The organism is Mesorhizobium shangrilense (assembly GCF_040537815.1).
Classification (GTDB): Bacteria; Pseudomonadota; Alphaproteobacteria; order Rhizobiales; family Rhizobiaceae; genus Mesorhizobium; species Mesorhizobium shangrilense.
In genome coordinates this window covers 2,559,709-2,583,966 of the sequence record NZ_JBEWSZ010000001.1, presented here as the reverse complement: position 1 = coordinate 2,583,966, position 24,258 = coordinate 2,559,709, and the positions used below count along the sequence as shown (strand labels likewise).

The 24,258-nt window shown below is 61.9% G+C and carries 25 protein-coding genes; 14 read left to right on the top strand and 11 right to left on the bottom strand.

What is annotated here, in order from left to right:
• Positions 1-15: 15 nt before the first annotated feature.
• From ABVQ20_RS12925 to ABVQ20_RS12915, 3 genes are all read right to left on the bottom strand, one after another.
• On the bottom strand, positions 16-723 hold the full coding sequence (locus ABVQ20_RS12925) for an NAD-dependent deacylase (protein WP_354459888.1): 708 nt from the start codon (positions 721-723) through the stop codon (positions 16-18).
• A gap of 63 nt (positions 724-786) precedes the next feature.
• Positions 787-2,199: a metalloprotease TldD gene (gene tldD / locus ABVQ20_RS12920; protein WP_354459887.1), complete on the bottom strand. Its 1,413-nt coding sequence runs from the start codon at positions 2,197-2,199 to the stop codon at positions 787-789.
• A gap of 167 nt (positions 2,200-2,366) precedes the next feature.
• Positions 2,367-2,897 (bottom strand): invasion associated locus B family protein, encoded by a 531-nt coding sequence (locus ABVQ20_RS12915; protein WP_354459886.1) that lies wholly within the window; start codon positions 2,895-2,897, stop codon positions 2,367-2,369.
• Positions 2,898-3,283: 386 nt separating this feature from the next.
• Between ABVQ20_RS12915 and coxB the strand changes: the two genes are divergently transcribed.
• The 11 genes from coxB (at position 3,284) to rnhA (ending at position 12,382) form a co-directional block, all read left to right on the top strand.
• On the top strand, positions 3,284-4,168 hold the full coding sequence (coxB, locus tag ABVQ20_RS12910; protein WP_354459885.1) for a cytochrome c oxidase subunit II: 885 nt from the start codon (positions 3,284-3,286) through the stop codon (positions 4,166-4,168).
• A 37-nt stretch (positions 4,169-4,205) separates the two neighbouring features.
• Entirely contained in the window at positions 4,206-5,858 is a 1,653-nt protein-coding gene (ctaD, locus tag ABVQ20_RS12905; protein WP_354459884.1) for a cytochrome c oxidase subunit I, read from the top strand.
• A gap of 76 nt (positions 5,859-5,934) precedes the next feature.
• Positions 5,935-6,879 carry a heme o synthase gene (locus ABVQ20_RS12900; protein WP_354459883.1) on the top strand — a complete coding sequence of 315 codons (945 nt, stop codon included), beginning with the start codon at positions 5,935-5,937 and terminating at the stop codon, positions 6,877-6,879.
• Positions 6,876-7,043: a cytochrome c oxidase system small membrane protein gene (locus tag ABVQ20_RS12895; protein WP_354459882.1), complete on the top strand. Its 168-nt coding sequence runs from the start codon at positions 6,876-6,878 to the stop codon at positions 7,041-7,043. The genes ABVQ20_RS12900 and ABVQ20_RS12895 overlap by 4 nt, the downstream gene beginning before the upstream one ends.
• On the top strand, positions 7,043-7,675 hold the full coding sequence (locus tag ABVQ20_RS12890) for a cytochrome c oxidase assembly protein (protein WP_354459880.1): 633 nt from the start codon (positions 7,043-7,045) through the stop codon (positions 7,673-7,675). The genes ABVQ20_RS12895 and ABVQ20_RS12890 overlap by 1 nt, the downstream gene beginning before the upstream one ends.
• Position 7,676: 1 nt before the next feature.
• On the top strand, positions 7,677-8,555 hold the full coding sequence (locus ABVQ20_RS12885; RefSeq protein WP_354459879.1) for a cytochrome c oxidase subunit 3: 879 nt from the start codon (positions 7,677-7,679) through the stop codon (positions 8,553-8,555).
• Between the two features lie 82 nt (positions 8,556-8,637).
• Positions 8,638-9,024: a DUF983 domain-containing protein gene (locus tag ABVQ20_RS12880; protein WP_354459878.1), complete on the top strand. Its 387-nt coding sequence runs from the start codon at positions 8,638-8,640 to the stop codon at positions 9,022-9,024.
• A complete protein-coding gene (locus ABVQ20_RS12875) occupies positions 9,021-9,809 on the top strand; it encodes an SURF1 family protein (protein WP_354459877.1) in 789 nt (262 codons plus the stop codon). Before ABVQ20_RS12880 ends, ABVQ20_RS12875 begins: the two co-directional genes overlap by 4 nt.
• 49 nt (positions 9,810-9,858) lie before the next feature.
• On the top strand, positions 9,859-10,869 hold the full coding sequence (ispH, locus tag ABVQ20_RS12870) for a 4-hydroxy-3-methylbut-2-enyl diphosphate reductase (protein ID WP_354459876.1): 1,011 nt from the start codon (positions 9,859-9,861) through the stop codon (positions 10,867-10,869).
• 5 nt (positions 10,870-10,874) lie between these two features.
• Positions 10,875-11,837, top strand: a complete 963-nt coding sequence (locus ABVQ20_RS12865; protein ID WP_354459875.1) for a homoserine kinase — start codon at positions 10,875-10,877, stop codon at positions 11,835-11,837.
• Positions 11,838-11,842: 5 nt separating this feature from the next.
• Positions 11,843-12,382, top strand: a complete 540-nt coding sequence (gene rnhA, locus ABVQ20_RS12860; RefSeq protein WP_354459874.1) for a ribonuclease HI — start codon at positions 11,843-11,845, stop codon at positions 12,380-12,382.
• 13 nt (positions 12,383-12,395) lie between these two features.
• On the opposite strand, the gene ABVQ20_RS12855 is transcribed toward rnhA, so the two are convergent.
• From ABVQ20_RS12855 to ABVQ20_RS12845, 3 genes are all read right to left on the bottom strand, one after another.
• Positions 12,396-12,872 carry a DUF2938 domain-containing protein gene (locus tag ABVQ20_RS12855; RefSeq protein WP_354459873.1) on the bottom strand — a complete coding sequence of 159 codons (477 nt, stop codon included), beginning with the start codon at positions 12,870-12,872 and terminating at the stop codon, positions 12,396-12,398.
• Positions 12,873-12,877: 5 nt separating this feature from the next.
• Entirely contained in the window at positions 12,878-13,363 is a 486-nt protein-coding gene (locus ABVQ20_RS12850) for a peroxiredoxin (RefSeq protein WP_354459872.1), read from the bottom strand.
• A gap of 96 nt (positions 13,364-13,459) precedes the next feature.
• Positions 13,460-14,269 carry a protein-disulfide reductase DsbD domain-containing protein gene (locus ABVQ20_RS12845; RefSeq protein ID WP_354459871.1) on the bottom strand — a complete coding sequence of 270 codons (810 nt, stop codon included), beginning with the start codon at positions 14,267-14,269 and terminating at the stop codon, positions 13,460-13,462.
• Between the two features lie 212 nt (positions 14,270-14,481).
• Here ABVQ20_RS12845 and ABVQ20_RS12840 point away from each other — a divergent pair, with 212 nt between their 5' ends.
• Entirely contained in the window at positions 14,482-15,090 is a 609-nt protein-coding gene (locus tag ABVQ20_RS12840) for a YqgE/AlgH family protein (protein ID WP_354459870.1), read from the top strand.
• Positions 15,091-15,129: 39 nt separating this feature from the next.
• On the opposite strand, the gene ABVQ20_RS12835 is transcribed toward ABVQ20_RS12840, so the two are convergent.
• The 4 genes from ABVQ20_RS12835 to thrC are packed head-to-tail and all read right to left on the bottom strand — an operon-like array spanning position 15,130 to position 21,338.
• Positions 15,130-18,018 carry an EAL domain-containing protein gene (locus ABVQ20_RS12835; RefSeq protein WP_354459869.1) on the bottom strand — a complete coding sequence of 963 codons (2,889 nt, stop codon included), beginning with the start codon at positions 18,016-18,018 and terminating at the stop codon, positions 15,130-15,132.
• A 3-nt stretch (positions 18,019-18,021) separates the two neighbouring features.
• The gene (locus ABVQ20_RS12830) at positions 18,022-18,618 is read right to left on the bottom strand and encodes a GNAT family N-acetyltransferase (protein WP_227348469.1); all 597 of its coding nucleotides are present in this window, start codon (positions 18,616-18,618) and stop codon (positions 18,022-18,024) included.
• Positions 18,619-18,633: 15 nt separating this feature from the next.
• Positions 18,634-19,926 (bottom strand): M16 family metallopeptidase, encoded by a 1,293-nt coding sequence (locus ABVQ20_RS12825; RefSeq protein ID WP_354459868.1) that lies wholly within the window; start codon positions 19,924-19,926, stop codon positions 18,634-18,636.
• 14 nt (positions 19,927-19,940) lie between these two features.
• Positions 19,941-21,338 (bottom strand): threonine synthase, encoded by a 1,398-nt coding sequence (gene thrC, locus ABVQ20_RS12820; RefSeq protein ID WP_354459867.1) that lies wholly within the window; start codon positions 21,336-21,338, stop codon positions 19,941-19,943.
• A gap of 127 nt (positions 21,339-21,465) precedes the next feature.
• On the opposite strand from thrC, the gene ABVQ20_RS12815 reads away from it, so the two are divergent.
• Complete coding sequence (locus tag ABVQ20_RS12815) at positions 21,466-22,167, top strand: hypothetical protein (protein ID WP_354459866.1); 702 nt, start codon at positions 21,466-21,468, stop codon at positions 22,165-22,167.
• A 43-nt stretch (positions 22,168-22,210) separates the two neighbouring features.
• Here ABVQ20_RS12815 and ABVQ20_RS12810 read toward each other — a convergent pair whose 3' ends face one another.
• The gene (locus tag ABVQ20_RS12810) at positions 22,211-22,900 is read right to left on the bottom strand and encodes an HAD family hydrolase (protein WP_354459865.1); all 690 of its coding nucleotides are present in this window, start codon (positions 22,898-22,900) and stop codon (positions 22,211-22,213) included.
• Positions 22,901-23,076: 176 nt separating this feature from the next.
• On the opposite strand from ABVQ20_RS12810, the gene ABVQ20_RS12805 reads away from it, so the two are divergent.
• The gene (locus ABVQ20_RS12805) at positions 23,077-24,210 is read left to right on the top strand and encodes a site-specific DNA-methyltransferase (protein WP_354459864.1); all 1,134 of its coding nucleotides are present in this window, start codon (positions 23,077-23,079) and stop codon (positions 24,208-24,210) included.
• Positions 24,211-24,258: the final 48 nt, after the last annotated feature.

Here is a 24,258-nt window from a genome sequence, read left to right as displayed (position 1 = left end):
GGTCAAGGCACGATTTCAACCGGTGCCTGCAAGGATGCGCTCTACGAAAGCCGGCACGGCTTCGGTGGCCGGCCCCTCATGTTGTTCCGAGAATCGGGAAGCCCAGCCAGCGCATTTGAGGTTGAGTTCGACCGTACACGCCCCTGCGGAACGTGCTTCCTCCACGAAGCCTGCGGCCGGATAGACGCTGCCGCTGGTTCCGATGGCCACGAACAGGTCGCAGCGCGACAATGCCTCACCGATTCGTTCCATTTGGTATGGCATCTCGCCGAACCAGACGACGTCGGGTCTCAGTTGCCCATCGGCACTGCAGACCGGGCAGTGCGAAAGTGCCGACAAGTCGTCGTGCCACAAACTGCTGGTGTCGCACTCCTGGCAAAGTGCGCGCCGCAATTCGCCGTGCATATGGATCAGGTTCTTCGAACCGGCTCGCTCGTGTAAGTCGTCGATGTTTTGCGTGACCAGCAGGAAATCACCCGAAAATTCCAGCTCGAGCCTCGCCAGTGCGATATGAGCCGCGTTCGGCATGACTTCACTCATCTGCCGGCGCCGCATGTTGTAGAACTCATGCACCTTCGCCGGGTCGCGAGCAAAACCTTGAGGTGTTGCCACATCCTGAAGGTCGTATTTCGCCCACACGCCGTCGGAATCGCGGAAGGTCGCGATGCCCGACTCTGCCGAAATGCCAGCGCCGGTGAGGATGACAAGATTGGAACCGGGCATGGCGTGAAAACGACGCTCAGATGATTGACAGGTGAAACGACGATAGCCGTTTCACGCTTGCCTTCAAACCCGGGTGCCGCCCACCGTCATCTGGTTCATGCGCAAATGCGGCTGGCCGACGCCGACCGGCACGCCCTGTCCGGCCTTGCCGCACATGCCAATGCCGGTATCGAGCTTCATGTCATTGCCGATCATGGAAACGCGGTGCATGGCATCCGGTCCGTTGCCGATCAGCATGGCGCCCTTGATCGGCTGCGTCACCTTGCCGTTCTCGATCATGTAGGCCTCGGTGCAGCCGAACACGAATTTTCCCGACGTGATGTCGACCTGGCCGCCGCCGAAGGAGACGGCATAGATGCCGTTCTTGACCGAGGCGATGATCTCGTCCGGCTCCATGTCGCCCGCTGTCATGAAGGTGTTGGTCATGCGCGGCATGGGCTGATGCGCATAGCCTTCGCGCCGGCCGTTTCCGGTGGCCTTCATGCCCATCAGCCGGGCGTTCTGGCGATCCTGCATGTAGCCGACCAGTTTGCCATCCTCGATCAACACGTTACGGGCCGAAGGCGTACCTTCGTCATCAACGGTGAGCGAGCCGCGCCGCTCGGGCATGGTGCCGTCGTCGACGACGGTCACACCCTTGGCGGCGACTTGCTGGCCCAGCAGGCCAGCGAAGGCCGAGGTCTTCTTGCGGTTGAAGTCGCCTTCCAATCCGTGGCCAACGGCCTCGTGCAGCATGACGCCCGGCCAGCCGCTCGACAGCACGATGTCGAAGGTACCGGCTGGTGCCGGAATGGCTTCCAGGTTGACGAGCGCTTGCCGCAGCGCTTCCTTGGCGGCGTGCTTCCAGCTGTCCTCGACCAGGAATTCGCCAAACGCCTTGCGTCCGCCCATTCCGTAGGAACCACTCTCCTGCCGGTCGCCGTCGCCGACGACGACCGAAACGCTGACTCTGACCAGCGGGCGGATGTCGCGCACCACCTGGCCGTCGGCGCGCACGATCTCGACATGCTGCCACGATGAGGTCAGCGATGCCGAAACCTGGCGCACGCGCGGATCCTCGGCGCGCAGCCAGGCGTCGATTTCCTGCAGCAGTTTTGCCTTGGCTTCGAAGGAGGGCGAGGGGATCGGGTTCTCGTCGCCGTAGAGATGGCGGTTGGTGCGGACGGGTGCCGCGGCAAGCGTGCCGGAATAGCCGCCCTTGACTGTCGAAACAGCGTCCGCGGCGCGCAGCAGCGAGGCTTCGGACAGGTCACTGGAATGGGCGTAGCCGCTGGCTTCGCCGGCAACGGCGCGCAGGCCAAAACCCTGGTCGGTGTTGAAGTTTGCGGTCTTCAGCTTGCCATTGTCGAACATCAGCGCTTCGCTTTCGCTGTATTCGAGGAACAGTTCGCCATCGTCGGCGCCGTTGATGGTGTCCGCGACGATCTGCTTGATGCGATCGTCAGAAATGTCGAATTGGCCGATCAGGCTGTTCATGGCAGGTCCGTCCGAAGGAGGAATTGGTTCTTTGCCACGATGTAGGCGCGATGGCGCGCCGAGACAATCGTCCCCACGGCGTTGTGAAGACAAATGCACTGGCCGACGGGTGGTCGGCGTCACTCCTGGTTGATGATATCCTTGGCCAGCCGCGAAAGGCTCCGCCGTCAGGGCAGGGCGGCAAAGCCGTCGGCGAAGCCCTTGAGGTCGACGGGGATACCGATGCCTTCTTCAGGCGTCTGGAAGACGATGAAGGTGGCCGATGTGCCGGACTTCAGCGTGTCGAGCAGCGGCTTTTCGAGAATGACCTCGGCATAGCAGCCGTCCTGGAAGCAGCGCACGAAGTAGGCGCGGCCGATGTCCTTGCCGTCGACATTGAGGCCGAGGCCATTGGGCAGAAGCACGCCAAGCGGCGCTAGCACGCGCAGGATCTCCGCCTTGTTGTCGGCGGTGCGCAGGACAACGACGGAAAGCCCCATCTCCGGCCTGTCCTCGGCGACGACGTTCTGCATCATCACGCACTGTTCCGACGTGGCGCCAGCAGGCGTGTCACATATGATTGACCAGGCGCCATGCGTCGAGCGAACCGTACCGCTGGGCTGCACCGCATTGGCCTGGCCGACGCCGGACAGGCTGATGCCTGACAGGGCGGCAAGAAAGATGACCTTCGCCAAGGGTCTCGAAAGCCAAGGGTTCATGACGGCTCCATTACGAATCACGGCACTTTAAGCCGCGCCAAAGCCAAGTAAAGGACGAGACCGCACGCGGTCTGCCCCAAAAACGCCGATACAGCGCTTTTCTGTGCCAATTTCGCCCGAATTGCGACGGTTCGGCTCGCCCGTGCAGACATGCCGCGAGAATACGTCCGCTGGATCAGTCTACGCGATTCGCCTGTATCGCGATTGCCTTTGAACCGCCATCCGCGCTTGCGCGCAAAAATGCCGCACGGTTTCGTCCGGTCCTTTCTTGCGGAGGGAAAAAGAGTATGGTTTGAACCACCTTGAGACTGTCCGGGATTCCCGTCCCGGCATTGTTCGTTATTCTCGTGGGCGCAACCGCGAGGAACTGGGAGACGATGAGGGCGATGAGAACATTCCTAGCAAGCGCCAGGTATCTAGCAAGCGCTGGGGCCGCTACCACGCTTTTCGCCGGCACATCCGCCCGTGCCGACCAGCCGGTGAATTGGGAGACCACTTTCCAGGCTCCGGCGACCGACATGATGCGGCAGATCGAGTGGTTCGGAAACTATACGATGTGGTTCATCGTCCCGATCACCGTCCTGGTAATGCTGCTTCTCGCTTATTGCGTGGTGAGGTTCCGCGCGAGCGCCAACCCGGTTCCGTCCAAGACCAGCCACAACACGCTGATCGAGGTGATCTGGACTGTCGGTCCGGTGGTCGTCCTGCTTTGCCTTGCCATTCCCTCATTCCAGCTGCTGACGGCGCAGTATACGCCGCCGGAAGAGGCGAAGCTGACCGTCAAGGCGACGGGCAATCAGTGGAACTGGGACTACGAATACCAGGTCGCGAACACGCTCACCTTCAACTCCGCGATCCTCCAGGATGCTGACCGCGCCGCCGCCGGCAAGGAGGATCGCAAGGTCTATCCGCGCCTGCTGGCCGTCGACAACGAGTTGGTGGTGCCGGTCAACACGATGACCCGCGTGCTTGTCACCGCGACCGACGTGATCCATTCCTTCGCGATGCCGTCTTTCGGCATCAAGATCGACGCCATTCCGGGCCGTACCAACGAGACCTGGTTCAAGGCGGAGAAGGAAGGCCTCTATTACGGTCAGTGTTCGCAGCTCTGCGGCAAGGACCATGCCTTCATGCCGATCGCCATTCGCGTGGTCTCCGAGACGCAATTCAACAGCTGGCTGACAGCAGCCAAAGCCAATCTGCCCAGTGCCAACAAGGCGCTGATGGCTGAGGTTGACAGCCAGAACAAGGTAGCGGTCGCCGGCAACTGACGCCGCGGCCAGAAAAGATCAGGGAACGGAGCGGAACATGGCAGACGCTGCAGCTCACGACGGGCACGACCACAAGCCGTATCACGGCTGGGTCCGCTGGGTTTATTCGACCAACCACAAGGATATCGGCACGCTCTATCTGATCTTCGCTATCTTCGCGGGCATCATCGGCGGCGCGCTGTCCGTGGCTATCCGCATGGAGTTGCAGGAGCCGGGCATCCAGATATTCAGCGGCCTGGCGCAGATGGTCTATGGCATGAACGGTGATGCCGCGATCGACGGCGGCAAGAGCATGTACAATGCCTTCGCCACCGCGCACGCCCTGATCATGATCTTCTTCATGGTCATGCCGGCGCTCATCGGCGGCTTTGCCAACTGGATGGTGCCGATCATGATCGGCGCGCCGGACATGGCCTTCCCGCGCATGAACAACATCTCCTTCTGGCTGCTGCCGCCGGCTTTCATCCTGCTGCTCACCTCGATGTTCATGCCGAGCGCGCCGGGCGCCTATGGCGTCGGTGGCGGCTGGACGCTCTATCCGCCACTGTCGACCTCGGGCCAGCCCGGGCCGGCCATGGATCTGGCGATCCTTTCGATCCACATCGCCGGTGCGTCGTCGATCCTCGGTGCCATCAACTTCATCACCACCATCTTCAACATGCGCGCCCCTGGCATGACGTTGCACAAGATGCCGCTGTTTGCATGGTCGGTTCTGGTCACCGCCTTCCTGCTGCTGCTCTCGCTTCCGGTGCTCGCCGGGGCCATCACGATGCTGCTGACCGATCGCAATTTCGGCACAGCCTTCTTCGCGCCGGAGAATGGCGGCGATCCGCTCCTGTTCCAGCACCTGTTCTGGTTCTTTGGTCACCCGGAAGTGTACATTCTGATCCTGCCGGGCTTCGGCATCATCAGCCACATCGTCTCGACCTTCTCGAAGAAGCCGGTGTTTGGTTATCTCGGCATGGCCTACGCCATGGTTGCGATCGGCGCTGTGGGCTTCATCGTCTGGGCGCACCACATGTATACGACCGGCCTGTCGCTCGACACGCAGCGCTACTTCGTCTTCGCCACCATGGTTATCGCGGTGCCGACAGGCGTGAAGATCTTCTCCTGGATCGCGACGATGTGGGGTGGGTCGATTTCGTTCAAGACGCCGATGCTGTGGGCGCTGGGCTTCATCTTCCTGTTCACCATTGGTGGCGTCACCGGCGTCCAGCTGGCCAATGCCGGCCTCGACCGCTCGCTGCATGACACCTATTTCGTGATTGCGCACTTCCACTACGTGCTGTCGCTGGGCGCGGTGTTCGCCATCTTCGCTGGCTGGTACTACTGGTTCCCGAAGATGACCGGCTACATGTACTCGCCGGTGATCGCCAACACCCACTTCTGGGTCACGTTTGTCGGCGTCAACCTGATCTTCTTCCCGCAGCACTTCCTCGGTCTCGCAGGCATGCCGCGCCGCACCATCGATTATCCGGACGCGTTTGCCGGCTGGAACTATGTGTCGTCCATTGGCTCCTATATCTCGGCCGTCGGCGTCGCGATCTTCCTCTACTGCGTCTTCGAAGCCTTTCAGAAGAAGCGGGTGGCTGGCGCCAATCCGTGGGGCGAAGGCGCAACGACACTTGAATGGCAGCTGCCTTCGCCGCCGCCGTTCCACCAGTGGGAGCAGTTGCCGAAGATCAAGTAAGGCAGATTCCTGCTCGAATACGAAACCGCCGGCCAGCCGGCGGTTTTGGCCAACGGAATGATGGACTTAAGTACGCATGGCCCTTGCCGACAAAACCAGTATTGACGAAGCGGCCTTCCGCATGTCGGAAGCGACCGCGGGTGATTTCTTCGCCCTCCTGAAGCCGCGCGTCATGTCGCTCGTGGTGTTCACAGCCTTCGTCGGCATGGTTGCGGCGCCCGTGGCCATCAATCCGCTGCTGGCGGTCATTGCGATCCTGTCGATCGCCATCGGCGCCGGCGCGTCGGGCGCGCTCAACATGTGGTATGATGCCGACATCGATGCGGTGATGACGCGTACTGCAGGCCGTCCCGTCCCGTCTGGCCGCATCCGGCCCGGCGAGGCGCTAGCCTTTGGGCTGGTGCTGTCGGTGCTGTCGGTGATGACCCTTGGCGTGCTCGGCAACTGGCTGGCGGCGACGCTGCTCGCCTTCACCATCTTCTTCTATGCCGTCGTCTACACGATGTGGCTGAAGCGCTGGACGCCGCAGAACATCGTTATCGGCGGCGCCGCCGGAGCCTTTCCTCCCGTCATCGGCTGGGCCGCCGTGACCGGATCGGTCAGCCTGGAAAGCGTCATCCTGTTCCTGATCATCTTCCTGTGGACGCCGCCGCATTTCTGGGCGCTCGCATTGTTCAAGTCCGATGACTATGGGCGTGCCGGCATTCCGATGATGCCGAACGTGGCCGGACAGGCATCGACGCGCCGGCAGATTTTCGCCTACGCATTGCTTCTTGCCCCGGTTGGCGTGCTGCCGTGGATGCTTGGCTACACCACGCCGATCTATGGTGTGGCCGCCGCGCTGCTTGGGATTGGCTTTGTCTGGTATGCGTGGAAAGTGCTGGCGATGGCGGACGATGACCGCGTCATGAAACCGGCCAAGGCCTTGTTCGCCTATTCGCTGCTCTACCTCTTCGCCATTTTCGCGGCCTATCTGGCTGATAGCGTTGTCGAACGCGCACTTGCCATGGGCGGGGCATGACCATGATTGATGAAAAGCTCGAGATGGTCACGTTGACCGAGCGCCAAAAGAAAGCCCAGCGCAGCCGTTCGGTTGCCATTGGTCTGGCGCTTGCGGTGCTGGTTGTCATTTTCTACATCGCGACCATCGTGAAGTTCGGCCATAACCTCTCGGGCAAGATGTGATGGGCATCGAACCGGTGACAAATCAGGCCAAGAGGAACAGCAACCGCGTTGTCGCGGCGGTCTGTCTTGCCTTCTTCAGCGGCATGATCGGCATGGCCTATGCCGCGGTGCCGCTCTACAAGATGTTCTGCCAGGCGACTGGCTATGGCGGCACCACGCAACGTGCCGAGAAGCAGTATGCCGGCCGCGTGCTCGATCGTGAGATCACCGTTCGCTTCGACGCCAACACTGCCGGCGTGCCCTGGGAATTTCAGCCAGTCCAGCGCTCGATCACGATGAAGATTGGCGAGACGGTGCAGGCGCACTATCAGGCGACCAACAAGTTCGATCGGCCGGTTACCGGCCGTGCCACCTTCAACGTGCAGCCGGAACTGGCGGGTCCCTACTTCAACAAGGTCGAGTGCTTCTGCTTCACCGACACTACGCTGAAGCCCGGCGAGACGCTGGACATGCCGGTCCTGTTCTATGTGGACCCGGATATCGTGAATGTACCGGAACTGAAGGACGTGAAGACGATCACTCTGTCCTATACGATGTTCCCGGTTGAGAAGAACAAGCCGGTCGCGTCGTCGGAGCCGGTCAAGGGCAATAGCAAGACAATTTCGAATACCGAAGGAAATCTCGGGGGCTGATATGGCAGACGCGCACGCACAACATCACGACTATCATCTCGTCGACCCGAGCCCATGGCCTTTCCTGGGGTCGGTCGGAGCGCTCGTAACTGCCTTTGGCGGTGTCGCCCTGATGGAGCACCTGAAGGGCGGCAGCTTCCCGATCTTCGGTTACAACATCGCCAATCCGTGGCTGTTCTTCATCGGCATGGCCATTATCCTGTACACGATGTTCGCCTGGTGGTCGGACACCATCAAGGAAGCGCATGAGGGCCACCATACGCGGGTCGTGTCGCTTCACCTGCGCTATGGCATGATCATGTTCATCGCCTCGGAGGTGATGTTCTTCGTTGCCTGGTTCTGGGCCTTCTTCGACGCCAGCCTGTTCCCGAGCGAGGCCCAGCAATATGCCCGCACGGCATTCACCGGCGGTGTCTGGCCGCCGAAGGGCATGGAGGTTCTCGATCCCTTCCACCTGCCGCTCTACAACACGATCATCCTGCTGCTGTCGGGAACGACGGTCACCTGGGCGCACCACGCGCTCCTGCATGGCGACCGCAAGGGCCTGATCAACGGTCTGGTGCTCACCGTTGGCCTCGGCATGCTGTTCACCATGGTGCAGGCCTACGAATACATGCACGCGCCATTCGCGTTCAGGGATTCCATCTACGGCGCGACCTTCTTCATGGCCACCGGCTTCCACGGCTTCCACGTCATCATCGGCACGATCTTCCTGCTGGTCTGCCTGGTCCGCGCCATGAAAGGCGACTTCACGCCCAAGCAGCATTTCGGCTTCGAGGCGGCCGCCTGGTACTGGCATTTCGTCGACGTGGTCTGGCTGTTCCTGTTCGCATCGATCTACGTCTGGGCATCGGCCGGCGCGGTGATCGAAGGCCACTGAAGTCAGACTGAGTGAATTGGCAAGGCGGCTGCGGCGACGTGGCCGCCTTACCTTTTGGGGCAAAGGGTTTTAAGGTGGCGGGATGAGCGACGACAAGGCGATCTGGCCACCGATAGAACCGATTTCGGCCGGGCTGCACGGCCGCTGCCCGCGCTGTGGCGAGGGCCGGCTCTTTTCCGGCTTCCTGACCGTCGGAAAGCGCTGCTCGAATTGCGGTCTCGACTATTCCTACGCCGATGCCGGCGACGGACCGGCGGTGTTCGTCATCCTGATCATCGGCTTCCTCATTGTTGGCCTTGCGCTTTGGGTCGAGGTGACGCTAAGCCCGCCGCTCTGGCTGCATTTGTTGGTCTGGATCCCGTTGGCCTTGGTGCTGTGTCTGACGGCACTTCGATTGATCAAGGGTGTGCTGCTCACCTTGCAATACGCCAACAAGGCAGCCGAGGGCCGGCTGGATCGCGACGAATGAGCGGCGTGTCGGCGACCATCAAGGGCGGTTCGCGCCCCAGACAGGTTTTGGCGATCGGCCTTGGCCTCATGGTGTTTTTCATCCTGCTGGCACTCGGCACCTGGCAGGTGCAGCGCCTTTACTGGAAGGAAGGGCTTCTCCAGACCATCGAACAGCGGACCCACTCGGCACCTGTGGCGCTGGCCGATGTCGAGAGAGAGTTCGCCTCGACCGGCGACGTCGACTACACGCCGGTGACGGTGACCGGCACTTTCCTGCATTCGGGCGAGCGGCATTTCTACGCGACGTGGGAGGAGGATGCCGGTTTCAACGTCTACACGCCCCTTGCCCTGGAGGACGGACGTTTCGTTCTGATCAATCGCGGCTTCGTGCCCTATGATCTCAAGAACGCAGCCAAGCGCCTGCAGGGGCAAGTGGCCGGCAAGGTGACGATCACCGGGCTCGCCCGCAATCCATTGCCGGGCAAGCCGTCGATGATGCTTCCCGACAATGACGTGCCGAAGAACATCTTTTTCTGGAAAGACCGCGACGTGATGGCGGCGAGCGCCGGGCTGCCGGCGAGCGCCAAGCTGGTGCCTTTCTTCATCGACGCGGACAAGACGCCCAATCCTGGCGGTTTGCCGGTCGGAGGCGTCACCATCATCGACCTGCCGAACAGTCATCTGCAATACGCCATGACCTGGTACGGGCTGGCGGCCGCGCTTGCCGGCGTGCTCATCCTGCGGCTCCGCCGTCCCGCGAAAGAGGAACGAACGCTGCCGATGCCCTTGACAGGGCAGGGGTAGGCACCTCATTTCGGCTCGAGTTCACGATCTGACCAACCGACATGGAATCATGCCTCAGCCGATCACCAAGCCACCCCTGACGATCCGGCTCTGCCAGCCGCGCGGCTTCTGCGCCGGCGTCGATCGCGCCATCCAGATCGTCGTGCTGGCCTTGAAGAAATATGGCGCGCCGGTCTATGTCCGCCATGAGATCGTGCACAACCGCTATGTCGTCGAGGGGCTCCAGAGTCTCGGCGCGGTGTTCATCGAGGAACTGTCCGAGATACCCGCCGAGCATCGCCAGAGCCCGGTCGTGTTCTCCGCGCACGGTGTGCCGAAGTCGGTTCCCGCCGATGCGCAGGCGCGCAACCTCTTCTATCTCGACGCCACCTGTCCGCTGGTCTCGAAGGTTCACAAGCAGGCGATGCGACACCAGCGCCTTGGCCGACACGTGCTTCTGATCGGTCATGCCGGGCACCCGGAGGTGATCGGCACCATGGGACAACTGCCGGAAGGCACGGTCACGCTTGTCGAGACCGAAGCCGACGCCGCCAGGCTCACGCCCGCCGATCCGCAGGCGCTGGGGTTTGTCACCCAGACGACGCTGTCGGTCGAGGACACCGCCGGCATCATACGCGCGCTGAAAGACCGCTTTCCGGATTTGCAGGCGGCCGCGGCTGAATCGATCTGCTATGCCACCACCAATCGCCAGGAAGCGGTCAAGGAAACAGCGGCGGGCGCCGACCTGTTCCTGATCGTCGGCGCTCCCAATTCTTCCAATTCGCGGCGCCTTGTCGAAGTGGCGGAGCGCGCCGGCGCCTCGATGTCGCTTCTCGTACAGCGCGCCTCCGAGATTCCGTGGAATGACATTGCCGGCATTTCGACGCTCGGCCTGTCGGCTGGCGCGTCGGCGCCCGAAATCATCGTTGATGAGATCATCGATGCGTTCAGGCAGCGCTTCGATGTGACCATCGACCTGGCGATTACGGCGACGGAGACGGAGGATTTTCCGGTGATGAGAGTTCTGCGCGATGTCGAATTGACCGCGGCCGACATGGCCTTCGTCAACGGAGCCGCGTGACGCGCATGGCTGTCTATACCGATGTCACGGAAGGCGAGCTTGGCGTATTCCTGAAGAACTATCCGGTCGGCAATCTCCTGTCCTACAAGGGCATCGCCGAAGGCACCGAGAATTCGAACTTCCTGCTGCACACCTCTAGTGGGTCCTACATCCTGACGCTCTATGAAAAGCGCGTCGAGAAGGCGGATCTGCCGTTCTTCCTGGGCCTGATGGGCCATCTCGCCCGCAAGGGGATTTCATGCCCGCTTCCGGTGACGGCACATGATGGCGAGGTGATCGGGACACTTGCCGGGCGTCCGGCGGTCATCATCACTTTCCTCGAGGGGCTATCGCTGCGGCGCCCGACATCTGCGCATTGCGCTGAGGTCGGCAAGGCTTTGGCCGAACTGCATCTGGCTGGCGCGGACTTTTCGATGCGTCGGCCGAATGCGCTTGCCATCGACGGCTGGCGCAAGCTGTGGGACGCGTCTCGCGATCGCGCCGACGAGGTCGAGGCTGGACTGGCGGCCGAGGTCGATGCCGATTTCGTCGATTTCGGACGGAATTGGCCGAGAGACCTGCCCACCGGCATCATCCATGCCGATCTCTTCCCGGACAATGTTTTCTTCTTGGGTGAAAAGCTCTCCGGGCTGATCGATTTCTATTTCGCCTGCGATGATCTCTATGCCTACGATGTCGCCACCTGCCTCAACGCCTGGTGCTTCGAGAAGGATTTCTCCTTCAATCTGACCAAGGGCACGGCACTTCTTGATGGCTACCAGAGCGTTCGTCCCCTGAGCGAGGCGGAGAAGGCGGCGCTGCCGATGCTGGCGCGTGGCTCTGCGCTGCGCTTCATGCTGACCCGGCTCTATGACTGGCTGACGGTTCCCGACGGCGGTCTGGTCATGAAACGCGATCCGACCGAATATATCCGCAGGATGCGTTTCCATCGGGCCATCAAATCTCCATCCGAGTACGGACTGACATGACCGAGATGAACAAGCGCGTTGAGATATTCACCGACGGTGCCTGTTCGGGCAATCCCGGCCCCGGTGGTTGGGGCGCGATCCTGCGCTTCAACGGCACCACCAAGGAGCTTTCCGGCGGCGAGGCTGAGACGACCAACAATCGGATGGAACTGCTCGCCGCCATCTCGGCGCTGAATGCGCTGAAGGAGCCTTGCGCGGTCGACCTTCATACCGACAGCAAATACGTCATGGACGGCATTTCCAAGTGGATCCACGGCTGGAAGAAAAACGGCTGGAAGACCGCGGACAAGAAGCCGGTCAAGAATGGTGAGCTCTGGCAGGCGCTGGACGAGGCCAACAGGCGCCATCAGGTGACCTGGAACTGGGTCAAGGGCCATGCCGGCCATCCTGAGAACGAACGCGCCGACGAACTTGCTCGGGAGGGTATGGCTCCGTTCAAGAAGAAGTCGGCGGGTTCCGCACTTTCAGCCGCGCCGCTGAAGGACGCGACACAGGTCAGGAAGCCGACAGTCAAGCCGGTGCGCCGCTCGACCCAAAGCTACTGAGCTGTTGGCGCTCTCAGCGGATCAGCAACGCGGTTCCGTAAAGACCAAGCGCGAAGATCGTGTGCGAAACCAGGTTGAGAGCCCGGATTTGCATCGGGTTCGGACGCTTTGAGGCAGCCCAGCCGGCACCCATGCCGGGAGCCAGCAGGAACCAGCCGGCGCCGACGGTGACGATGCCGAGGATGAAGGCCGGCAGGAATGTCGGCGCGGCCAGCCAGCCCGCTCCCGCCACTGCGACCAAAATGATGCCGTAGACGATGCCGACGAAATAATGGAAGGCCCAACCCAGGGCCAGTTCATGCCGATAGGGCGCGGCTTGGCCGATGTCGTCGTGAAAGACCTTGTCACGCAGATGCCAGACCCAGCGACCTACCGGTGCCCAGTTCGGCTTGGCTTGTCCGAACGCCTTGTTCAGCAAGATCGCCCAGAGGTCCATGAGGACCGTAGCGCCGATACCGATCGCCACGGCGCGCAAGAGGACGTCAAGCATGATGTCTAGAGCTGTTCGAGGATTTTCGCGGCACCCGATTCGACCGCCTGGCCAGGGCTGCCTTCGACGTTCAGCGTGGTGACGTTGCCGTTGTCGACGATCATCGAAAACCGCTTCGAACGCAGACCGAGGCCGCCAGCCGACAGGTCGATGTCGAGGCCCAGCGCTTTGGCGAAGTCGCCATTGCCATCGGCGAGGAACAGGATCTTGCCTTCGCCACCGGTGAAGCGTGCCCAGGCGCCCATGACATGAACGTCGTTGACCGCGACGACAGCAATGGTGTCGACGCCGCGCGCCAGGATGGCGTCATGGTTTTCCAGATAGCCGGGCAAATGGTTGTTGCTGCAGGTCGGCGTGAAGGCGCCGGGAACAGCAAAAAGCACGACCTTCTTTCCCGGAAAGATCTCTGCCGTCGTGATGGCCTTCGCACCGTCGGCGGTCATCGTCTTGAAGGTCGCCTCAGGCAGTTTGTCGCCAACGGAAATGGTCATCGGAGCCTCATCGGATTGATTGGAAAACCCGTCTCTGCGTTAGCGGACTAACGCGTGCTCCGCAACCATCGAGAGACCTCATCAAGGCCAGCCCGATCAAGGAAACGGCAGTAACCCTTCCACCGCACCGGCAGCGCTTGTCAGCGTATAGTGAAGTCCGCCACCCGTCGGCATCGTCGACGGCCTGTCGAGGATCGGCACCGTGAAAATCAGCTTGCCGTCTTTCTCGCTGCGGGCCGGGGCGCCGAACATGTAGTCTTGCTCACCGGCGATGAAGAAATCGGCGGCTTCGGCACTGCCCGGAAAACTTGCCTCGACAATCAGATTCTCATGGTCGCCCGGTAGCACATTGATGCCGAAATCGGGTCTTGCGGGCGCGGGAAGCGCCACGACTGCCGCCTTCACCAGGGCAGCGTCGTCGACATTGTCTGGATCGGCTGCGGGATCCACGGTCAACCTTGTCTGCACGGGAATACAGATGGTCTCGCAGATACCCAGAAAGATATCGGCATCGATGACCGCGGCATCCTTTGGCGCCGACAGCCGGAACGTCACCGGCAGGGAAACCGGATAATCGTAGCCCGCCCATTTGCCGTAGCCATCATCGTGGCGCTGGGGGGCGGGAAACGAAAGCTGGGCATCGGCAATGTTGGTGCTGGCGGAGATGTCGATCTGCGGTGGCACTCCAGCATCGCCCGGGTCGCGCCAGTAGGTCTTCCATCCGGGCTTGAGCGAAATGTCGAGGACACCCTGGATGCGGCCGGTCTCGTCCGGTTTGCCGGTCGTGACAAGACGGACCTTGCCGCCCTCGCTGTTGTACCAGGTCGATGAGGAAGCGATCGCGGGCAGGCCACTCACTGCCCCAAGGGCGGTGCTGAGCAGTAGGATCTTCAGGCTTTTTTGCATGGCGGTGATTTGATCGTGCGTTCATGTCGGCGCAATGGTTTCATTGGCGTTGCCTGTATCATATTTGCGTGACCTCGCAGCCTGGGCGTTAACCCCACCCATCCCGACGGCGACAATTGCAGGCTGGGGACCTGCGCTCCGGACTACTGCCTTGGTCGAATCGGACGAAACGCATCTTTCCGGCGCTTTGGAAACGCGTTACCTTCCTTGACATGGACTTGTTGCGCAACAAGAAGACGGCTGCTTCGCGAGGCTTTCTCGATGACCAGTTCCTGATTGCCATGCCTGGCATGAAGGACGACCGGTTCACGCGCTCCGTCATCTACGTTTGCGCGCACAGCGATGAAGGCGCCATGGGCCTGATCATCAACCAGACGCAGCAGATGCTGTTTCCCGACCTGCTTGTGCAACTCGGCATCATGAACGAGCAGGAAGCGATCCGTCTTCCAGCAAAGGCGCGCGACTTCGTGGTGCGCAATGGTGGGCCGGTGGACCGCAGCCGCGGCTTCGTCCTGCATTCGGGCGACTACAGGGTGGAATCGTCGCTCACCGTTTCCGACGACATTTGCCTGACCGCCACGGTCGATATCTTGCGGGCCATATCATCGGGCAGGGGCCCCAGGCGTGCGTTGATGGCGCTCGGCTATTCAGGCTGGGGCGCCGGCCAGCTGGAAAGCGAGATCGCCGAGAATGGCTGGCTGACCTGCCCGGCCAGCCCCGAGCTCCTTTTCGACGCCGACATCGAACGCAAATACGACCGCATCCTTGCCTCGATCGGTATTGATCTCGCGCATCTCAGCCTGGCAGCCGGTCACGCATAGGCGGGCACCACGTGGTTCCGATACGATCGTTATGCCGTTTCACGCCTGAGTAAGTGGATACTGTTCCTTCAGCGTCTTCAGCACCTGATCGCTGGGCATCGGCGCGCCGAACATGAAGCTCTGTACATATTCGCAGCCCATCTGCCGCAATTCCAGGGCATCGCTTTCGTCGGAGATGCCCTCCGCCACCACCGAAAGGCCCAGCTCATGCGCCATGTTGACCATGGATTTGAGCAGCACCGCGCGCTTCGGCGTGCTGTCGTCGACAAAGCTCTTGTCGATCTTGATCGTGTCGAACGGGAAGCGCGTCAGATAGGCGAGCGACGAATAGCCGGTGCCGAAATCGTCCAGCGACAGGCCGATGCCCAGCTGTTTGAGCTTGGTCAGCACATGGGCGGTCTGCTCGGGATTGTCCATCACCAGTGATTCGGTAAGCTCGAGCCGGAAACAGCGCGGCTTCAGATTGGCTCGTGCGATCACCGAACGGACGTCGCTGACCAGATCGCGTCGGATCAACTGGCGGCTGGACAGGTTGACCGAAACCGACAGCGGCGCATCGCCGATCTGCTTTTGCCATCCCGCCAGATCCTCGGCGGCCTGCTGCATGGCGAACAGGCCGAGTTGCACGATCAGGCCGCAGCTCTCCGCGACAGGGATGAAATCCGCCGGCGGGATCATGCCACGGCGCGGATGATCCCAGCGTAGCAGCGCCTCGAAACCGGCGACACTGCCATCCTCCAGCCGCACGATCGGCTGGTAGGCGAGCGTGAATTCGCGCCGCTCGATAGCGCGGCGCAGATCGGATTCGAACTGCAGCCGGTCGGTTCCAACGGTACGGAAGGCGGGCCGGAACGGCTCGATCCTGTCGCCGCCAAAACGCTTGGCCTGATGCATGGCAAGCTCGGCATCCTTGACCATGTCCTCGGCGGAGGTCTGCGCCGAGGTCCAGGTGATCAAACCGATCGACGCGGTCAGCACGATTTCGCGCTTGGCGAAGGTGATGGGGTTGTTGATCGCATGCTTGATCGCGTCCGCCATGCCCGCGATGCGGGCCGGCTCCTGTTCGGAAAGCAGCATCAGCGCGAACTGGTCGCCGGCAAAGCGCGACAGCGAATCCTTCGGCTTGAGCAGCCGGTGCAGGCGGCGCGCGATGGTGAGCAGGATGGTGTCGCCAGCCGAGATGCCCAACCCGTCATTGACCTGCTTGAAGCGATCGATGTCGATGACGAAGACGGTGGGACGCACCTTCTCTTCCGTTCGCGCGATCGAAATGATGGCTTCCAGCCGGTTCATGTACAATTCGCGGTTCGGCAGGCCGGTCAGGTTGTCATGCACGGCGTCGTGCAGCAGCCGTTCCTCGGACTTTTTCTGCTCGGTGACGTCGACCATCGTGCCGACGCAGCGGATGACCTCGCCGTCCGATCCGATCACCGGGCGGGCGCGCAGCGAAAACCAGTGATAGTGCCCGTCGGCGCCGCGCAGGCGAAAATTCTGCGACACCCGGCCGCGCCGATGTTCCAGCACCACGTCGAGTGTCGTACGGAATGTGTCGCGGTCGTCGGCATGCAGCACCGGCAGCCAGTTGCGGGCAGCACCCCCAAGGCTGTTGGGCGCCAGGCCAAGCTGGATACTGACGTCCGGTTTGGTGACCACGCGGTCGCGCAGTACGTCCCAGTCCCACACCGTGTCGCCCGATCCGGCGACGGCCAAAGCCTGCCGTTCGAGATCGGAAAACAGGCCCTGGTGCAGTGCGCCCCCGGCAAAGGCATGCTGCATGACCGTGAAGCCGATCAGCAGGATGATCAGGATCAACCCACCCCCCAGCGCCGGCTGGGCAATGTCGTTGTCGAGCATGCCGGTGATCGCCATCCACGATCCGCACAGCCACAACAGCACCATGACCCAACTGGGCACCAGCATGATGGCACGGTCATAGCCGCGTACACCGAGAAAGATGATGAGCCCAAGCCCGGTCAGCGCCGTGGCGGCAAAGGACAGTCTGGCGATACCAGCCGCGACCGCCGGATCGACAATGGCGACACCGGCGATCAGCACAAGCCCGAGTATCCAGACCAGCGCGCCGTAGCTGAAATGGCCATGCCATCGGTTGAGGTTGAGATAGGTGAACAGGAAGACGACAAAGGTCGCCGCAAGCGCCACCTCCGTTCCCGCTCGCCACATCTGCTCATTGCCTGGCGATATCTCGATGATCTTGTTGAGGAAGCCGAAATCGACGCAGATATAGGCCAGCACCGCCCAGGAAAGTGCGGCGGTCGCCGGGAACATCGACGTTCCCTTGACGACGAAAAGAATGGTCAGGAACAGCGCCAGCAGGCCGGCGATGCCGATGACGATGCCGCGAAACAGCGTGTAGGAATTGACCGAGTCCTTGTAGGATTCAGGATCCCACAGATAGACCTGCGGCAGTTTCGGCGAGGCGAGTTCCGCGATGAAGGTGATGACCGTGCCGGGGTTCAGGGTGACGCGGAACACGTCGGCATCCGGGCTGGTCTGACGGTCGAGCGCGAAGCCCTCGCTGGGCGTGATCGCCGCCAGGCGGGTCGAGCCGAGATCAGGCCAGAAGATGCCGGAATTCACCAGGCGAAAATGCGGAGCGACGATCAACCTGTCGAGCTGTTGGTCGGTGGTATTGGCCAGCGCGAACACCGCCCAGTCGCCGGTCGAGCGTGCGTCTTTTGCCTCGACCTCGATGCGCCGCACGATGCCATCGGGTCCGGGTGCGGTCGACACCTGGAAATTGTCGCCCTGGTTTCGATAGATCTCGACAGCGCCCGAAAGGTCCAGCGCCACGTCGTCGCGGGCGATCTTGATCGGTTCGACGGCGAAGGCCGACGACGCCGCGCAGAGCGTGACGATTGCCGCCAGGATAAGGGCGAAGAGCGGCCCGTTTCGCAGGAAATTCGTCAAAAATCAGCCCTTCGTTCCAGCGCCCGGCGGATCATCGGCGATCCGGGCGTAGAGGTAGTGATCCTGCCAGATGCCGTTGATCCTGAGATAGGATCGCAGAAGTCCTTCGCGCCGGAATCCGGCTTTTTCAAGCACGCGGATCGACCGGGCGTTGTCGGGAATACAGGCAGCTTCGATCCGGTGCAACCTCAGCGTATCGAAGGCGAATCGCGAGACGACCTTGACCGCGTCGGTCATCAGGCCGCGGCCGCCAAAGCGCTCGCCGATCCAGTAGCCCACATGGCCGCTCTGGGAGACGCCGTGGCGTATGTTGCCGAGCGTGATGCCACCCGCGAGCTTGCCGCTGCCCCGCTCGAAAATGAAGAAGGCTATCGCCGTTCCCTGAGCATAGTCTTCGCGGTAGCGGCTGATGCGATGCCGCCAGGCCGCGCGATCGAGCTCGTCCGGCGTCCATCGCGGCTCCCACGGCTCAAGGAAGGCGCGGCTTTCGCCGCGTAGCGCCGACCATTCCTTGTAGTCGTTGGTGAACGGGACGCGCAGCGTGACGCGGTCGCCTTTCAGTGCCGGCAGGTCACGGCGAAAGAAAGGGAGCGCGAACACGACGCTTTTATGGTCTTAGACGGCGAGCTTGCGGGCCGTCGCATGCGTGCCCGGAAGCGAATCGAGGATGGCTTCATAGGGCGCGAGCGTGCCCACAGGGCCGACGGCAGTGAGTGTCGGCTTGGTTGAGAAAAGCCGCGACGACAAGTCGGTCAGCCGCTCGATGGTGAGCGCCGAAAGCCGCTCCATCAGCTCTTCCTTGGCGATCGGCCGGCCGAACAGGAGCATCTGGCGGGCGATCTGCGAGGCGCGGCTTGCCGGGCTTTCAGCGGACATGATCAGCCCGGCGCGATATTGCGCCCGCGCCCGGTCGAGTTCCTGCTGCAGAATGCTTTCGCCGGCCTTCTGCAGTTCGTCGATGATCACCGGCACGAGCTCGGCGATGTCGCTCTGCCCGGTCGCGGCATGGACGCCGAAGATGCCGGTGTCGGAAAAGCCCCAGTGGAAGGCATAGACCGAATAGCACAGCCCGCGTTTCTCTCGGACTTCCTGGAAGAGGCGCGACGACATGCCACCGCCAAGGATCATGGACAGGACCTGCGAGGCATAGAAATCGCGCACATGGTAGGCGCGGCCCTCGAAACCTAGCACAATCTGCGCGTCCATCAGGTCGCGATCCTCGCGGAAATCGCCACCGACATACTGCGCGTATTGCGGGATCGTGCTGTCGGCCTTGGTGCGGAAGCCGCCGAGCTGCTTTTCGACCTCGCGCACGAAATTGTCGTGCTTTATGTCGCCGGCGGCGACGATCACCATGCGCTCAGCGCCATATTGGCGCTCGATGAAATCGTGCAACTGCTTCGAGGTGAAGGATTTGACGGTTTCCGGCGTGCCGAGAATCGAGCGTCCGATGGTCTGGTGGCGGAACGCCGTTTCGGTGAAACGATCGAAGACGATGTCGTCGGGCGTATCGTGCGCGGCGCCGATTTCCTGTAGAATCACATGCTGCTCGCGTTCGAGCTCCTGAGGGTCGAACTCCGACTCCTGCAGGATGTCGGCGAGAATATCCACCGCCAGCGGCACGTCATCGCTGAGCACCCTGGCATAATAGGACGTCGTCTCGACGCTGGTGGCGGCATTGATCTCGCCGCCGACATCCTCGATTTCCGAGGCGATCTCGAAGGCGGTTCGCCGCTTGGTCCCCTTGAACGCCATGTGTTCAAGCAGGTGAGCCATCCCATGCTCTTCATCACGTTCGTTGCGGGCGCCTGACTTGACCCAGGCACCAAGTGCAACGGATTCGATGCTTGGAAGGGTTTCGGTGGCGACTGTCAGGCCGTTCGACAGACGGCTTACCTCAACACCCATATGGCAAGTACTCCCTAACGCGCCGCTCGCGCGCGGCGGCTGACATAATCTTCCACCATTTTCAGGTCAGATGGAAGTACCGAGTATTTTTCCTCAGCCGTCATCAATCCACCTAGCCATGCGGGCAGTGCGGGGAAGACGCCGCTTGCGGCCTCGACCGCCGCCGGGAACTTTGCTGGATGGGCGGTGCCGAGCACCACCATGGGGACAGTGTCCGAAGCATGGGCGGCCGCGACACGCACGGCAGCGGCCGTATGCGGGTCGAGCAGGTAGTTGCTCGCTTCGAACGTCGCGCGGATGGTGGAGGTTACGTTGCCGACAGTGGCACGGCCGGCGTCGAATTCGGCGCGGATGCGCGCCAGTTCATCGGCCTCGATGGTGAAGGCTCCGGACTGCTTCAGCCCGTTCATATAGCGCCGCACCGTCTCGGCATTGCGGCCGGACGCTTCGAACAGCAGTCGCTCGAAATTCGACGAGACCTGGATGTCCATCGACGGCGAGGTCGTGGCGAACACGCCCTTGGTGCGGTATTCGCCGGTCGACAGCGTGCGCGCCAGGATGTCGTTATCGTTGGTGGCGATCACCAGCCGTTCAATCGGCAGGCCCATCTTCTTGGCGGCGTAGCCGGCGAAGATATCGCCGAAATTGCCCGTCGGCACGGTGAAGGAGATCGGCCGGTCGGGCGCGCCGAGCGACAGCGCCGACGAGAAGTAGTAGACGATCTGGGCCATGATGCGGGCCCAGTTGATCGAATTGACGCCCGACAGCGACACACGGTCGCGAAAGCCGTGATCGTTGAACATGTCTTTCACGAGGCCCTGGCAATCGTCGAAATTGCCTTCGATGGCCAGGGCATGAACATTGGTGGCCCTCGATGTCGTCATTTGGCGCTGCTGCACCGGCGAGACTTTGCCGTGCGGGAAAAAGATAAAGATGTCGGTGCGATTGCGGCCGCCAAAAGCGTCGATTGCGGCACCGCCGGTATCGCCCGACGTGGCGCCGACGATGGTGGCATGCTGGCCGCGTTCGGCAAGCACATGGTCCATCAGCCGCGCGAGCAACTGCATCGCCACGTCCTTGAAGGCGAGCGTCGGACCGTGGAAGAGTTCGAGGATGAAAGTGTTTTTCGCGGTCTGCACCAGGGGGCAGACCGCGTCATGCCGGAAAGTTGAGTAGGCTTGACGCACCAGGCGCTCGAAAACCGGCTGCGCTATCTCGCCGCCCAGAAACGGCGACAACACCCGGATGGCGAGATCGGGATAGGCAAGGCCGCGCATGGCGCGGATTTCGGAAGCGGAAAATTGCGGCCACTCGCGCGGCACATAAAGGCCACCGTCGCGCGCCAGGCCTGCTAGCACCGCGTCGGAAAATCCAAGCACGGGCGCTTCCCCGCGAGTACTCACATATTGCATCGTCACAGGTCCATTGTTGCCGGGCTTTTCATCCGCGGCGAAGTGGTGAATTTCTGCGTTGGCTCAGTCGCATTTTTGCCGCGCGGTTGATATACGTCACCAGCTTTGCGAGAGGGAAGTGCAGTCTATGGGGTTTCGTTCATTCAACCGTCGCTTTGTCGCGGGTCTTGCGCTTACCGGCTTTATGCTTGCCGCCGCCGGCTGCCAATCAAGCGACAATGGCATTCTCGGCTTCGGGAAAAAGAATACAACGCCACCGCCGCCGGCGGATCCCAAGATTGTCGCCAGCCAGTTGCTGGCCTACTGCCCCAAAGTGACGGTGCGCGACGGGACCGCTTTCTTCAACACCTATGCCAAGGCGGCGCCAGCGCCCAGGAAGAAAAAGGGAGCCGCGGCCCAGAATGCCCCACCGGCACCGGACGCAGCCGCTGCTCCGCAGGACGATTCGGCGAACATCATCTATCAGGCTTCGATCTCCGATCTGACCCGCGATTGCAGTCGTGCCAATGGGCAGCTGTCGATGAAGATCGCGGTCGCCGGCAAGATCGTTCCCGGCCCGAAGTTCACTGCGGGCACCATCACCATGCCGATCCGGGTCGCGGTGATGCACGGAACAGATGTCCTGTACTCGCAGATCCATCAGTATCAGGTCCAGGTGACCGATCCCTCGGTTGCCACTCAGTTCGTCTTCACTGATTCAAATGTCGTGGTGCCCGAGCCGTCGGCACAGGACTATCAAGCCTATGCTGGCTATGACGAGTCCACGCCCAAAGCGACGGACAAGTCGAAGAAGACGACCCACAGGAAGAAAGTCGCCGCTTCGAATTAAGCGGTGGCATTCTTGACGTGCGTCCGTCTGGACGCACGTTTTCTCAGGCGTCCGCCGACCATTCCGACAAGGCGGCAATCACGCTTTTCAGTTCCGCCCAGCGGCGTATGACTGTTTCGGCCCCTGCCTCGGTCAGAGCGTCCGCATGGCCGGGATAGCTGTGCGCCGCTCCGGTGAAGCCGATGACGCGCATGCCCGCCGCCCTGGCGCCTGCAACGCCATGCACGGAATCCTCGATGACAAAGGTGTTCGCCGGATTCGCGCCGAGTTTTTCGGCGGCGAAGAGGAAGACATCGGGAGCCGGTTTGGTTTTTCCCGTCGGAATTTCCAGCGCCGAAAAGATGCGGCCGGCAAAGAACGGCAGCAAATTGACCTTCTCGAGCATGAATTCGATCCGCTCCGAGCGTGAATTCGAGCAGATGCAGCGCGGGACGGTCACACCGGCAACCGCGTCGCGCACGCCGTCGATGGCGCGCACGTCGCTGCGCAATTTGCGATCGACGAGCTCCTCTGCCTTGTCGATCATCGAGGCCTGGAACGGGATCAGGGATTTTTCCTCGATCCGCATCATGATGTCCTTGAAGGTCAGTCCCGCATAGGTTTCCGCGAGCTCCTCCGCCGAGATCTCGTAACCGGCCAAGGTCAGGAGTTCCGCCTCGACACGCGCGGCGATGATTTCGGAATCGACGAGCACGCCGTCGCAATCGAAGATGACAAGGTCTGGCTGGGGCATGGCGATCCGGAATGCGCGAGGGAAGGGTCAGGCCGAGACGGCTCAGGCGGCGCGGCATACACCAACAGGCCAGCCTTCGCAAATTGCCGGTCCGGACTCGGCGCCTTCACTGAATATTTACGCTGATCGGTAACCATAACGGCGAGTAAACAGTAACGCGTGCCCTGGGTGTAACAATGTCTGCCGTGCGTCTTCTTGCCGAGCTTTCCCATGCTCCTCAGCAGTCCGAGTGGCTGGATACGATCCTCAAGGGCGATTGCGTCGCCGCGCTCGACCGGCTGCCCGAAAAATCAATCGACGTGATCTTTGCCGACCCGCCCTACAATCTGCAGCTCGATGGCGACCTGCATCGGCCCGATCAGTCAAAGGTCGACGCCGTTGACGACGACTGGGACCAGTTCGAGAGCTTTGAAGCCTACGATGCTTTCACCCGCGCCTGGCTGCTGGCGGCGCGACGGGTGCTGAAGCCCAACGGCACCATCTGGGTCATAGGCTCTTATCACAACATCTTCAGGGTCGGCGCCAAGATGCAGGATCTGGGGTTCTGGATCCTCAATGACGTCGTCTGGCGCAAGACCAACCCGATGCCGAATTTTCGCGGCCGCCGCTTCCAGAACGCCCATGAGACGATGATCTGGGCCTCGCGCGACCAGAAGGGCAAGGGCTACACCTTCAACTACGAGGCCATGAAGGCGTCGAATGACGACATCCAGATGCGCTCCGACTGGCTGTTTCCGATCTGCACCGGGGGCGAGCGGCTGAAGAACGACAATGGCGACAAGCTGCACCCGACACAGAAGCCGGAGGCGCTGCTCGCCCGCATCATGATGGCGTCGACCAAGCCCGGCGATATCGTGCTCGATCCCTTCTTCGGTTCAGGCACCACGGGCGCCGTGGCAAAACGCCTCGGCCGCCACTTTGTCGGCATCGAGCGCGAGCAGGCCTATATCGACGCCGCCAATGAGCGCATCGACGCCGTGCGGCCGCTGGACGGCGCCGATCTGACTGTTCTTACCGGCAAGCGCGCCGAACCGCGCGTTGCCTTCGTCAGTCTCATCGACACCGGTTTGGTGACGCCGGGCGCCACGCTCTATGACGCCAAGAAGCGCTGGGCGGCCAAGGTGCGCGCCGACGGCACCGTGGCGATCGACGGCAGCGCCGGTTCGATCCACAAGATCGGCGCGGAAGTGCAGGGGCTCGATGCCTGCAACGGCTGGACCTTCTGGCACTACGAGCGCAGCGGCGGCCTGACCCCGATCGACGAGCTTCGCCGCATTGCTCGGTTGGGCATGGAGCGGGCAGGGGCCTGAGCCCCGCCCGCTTTCGGGACGTCTCGTTGATTCAAATTCTCAACGGGT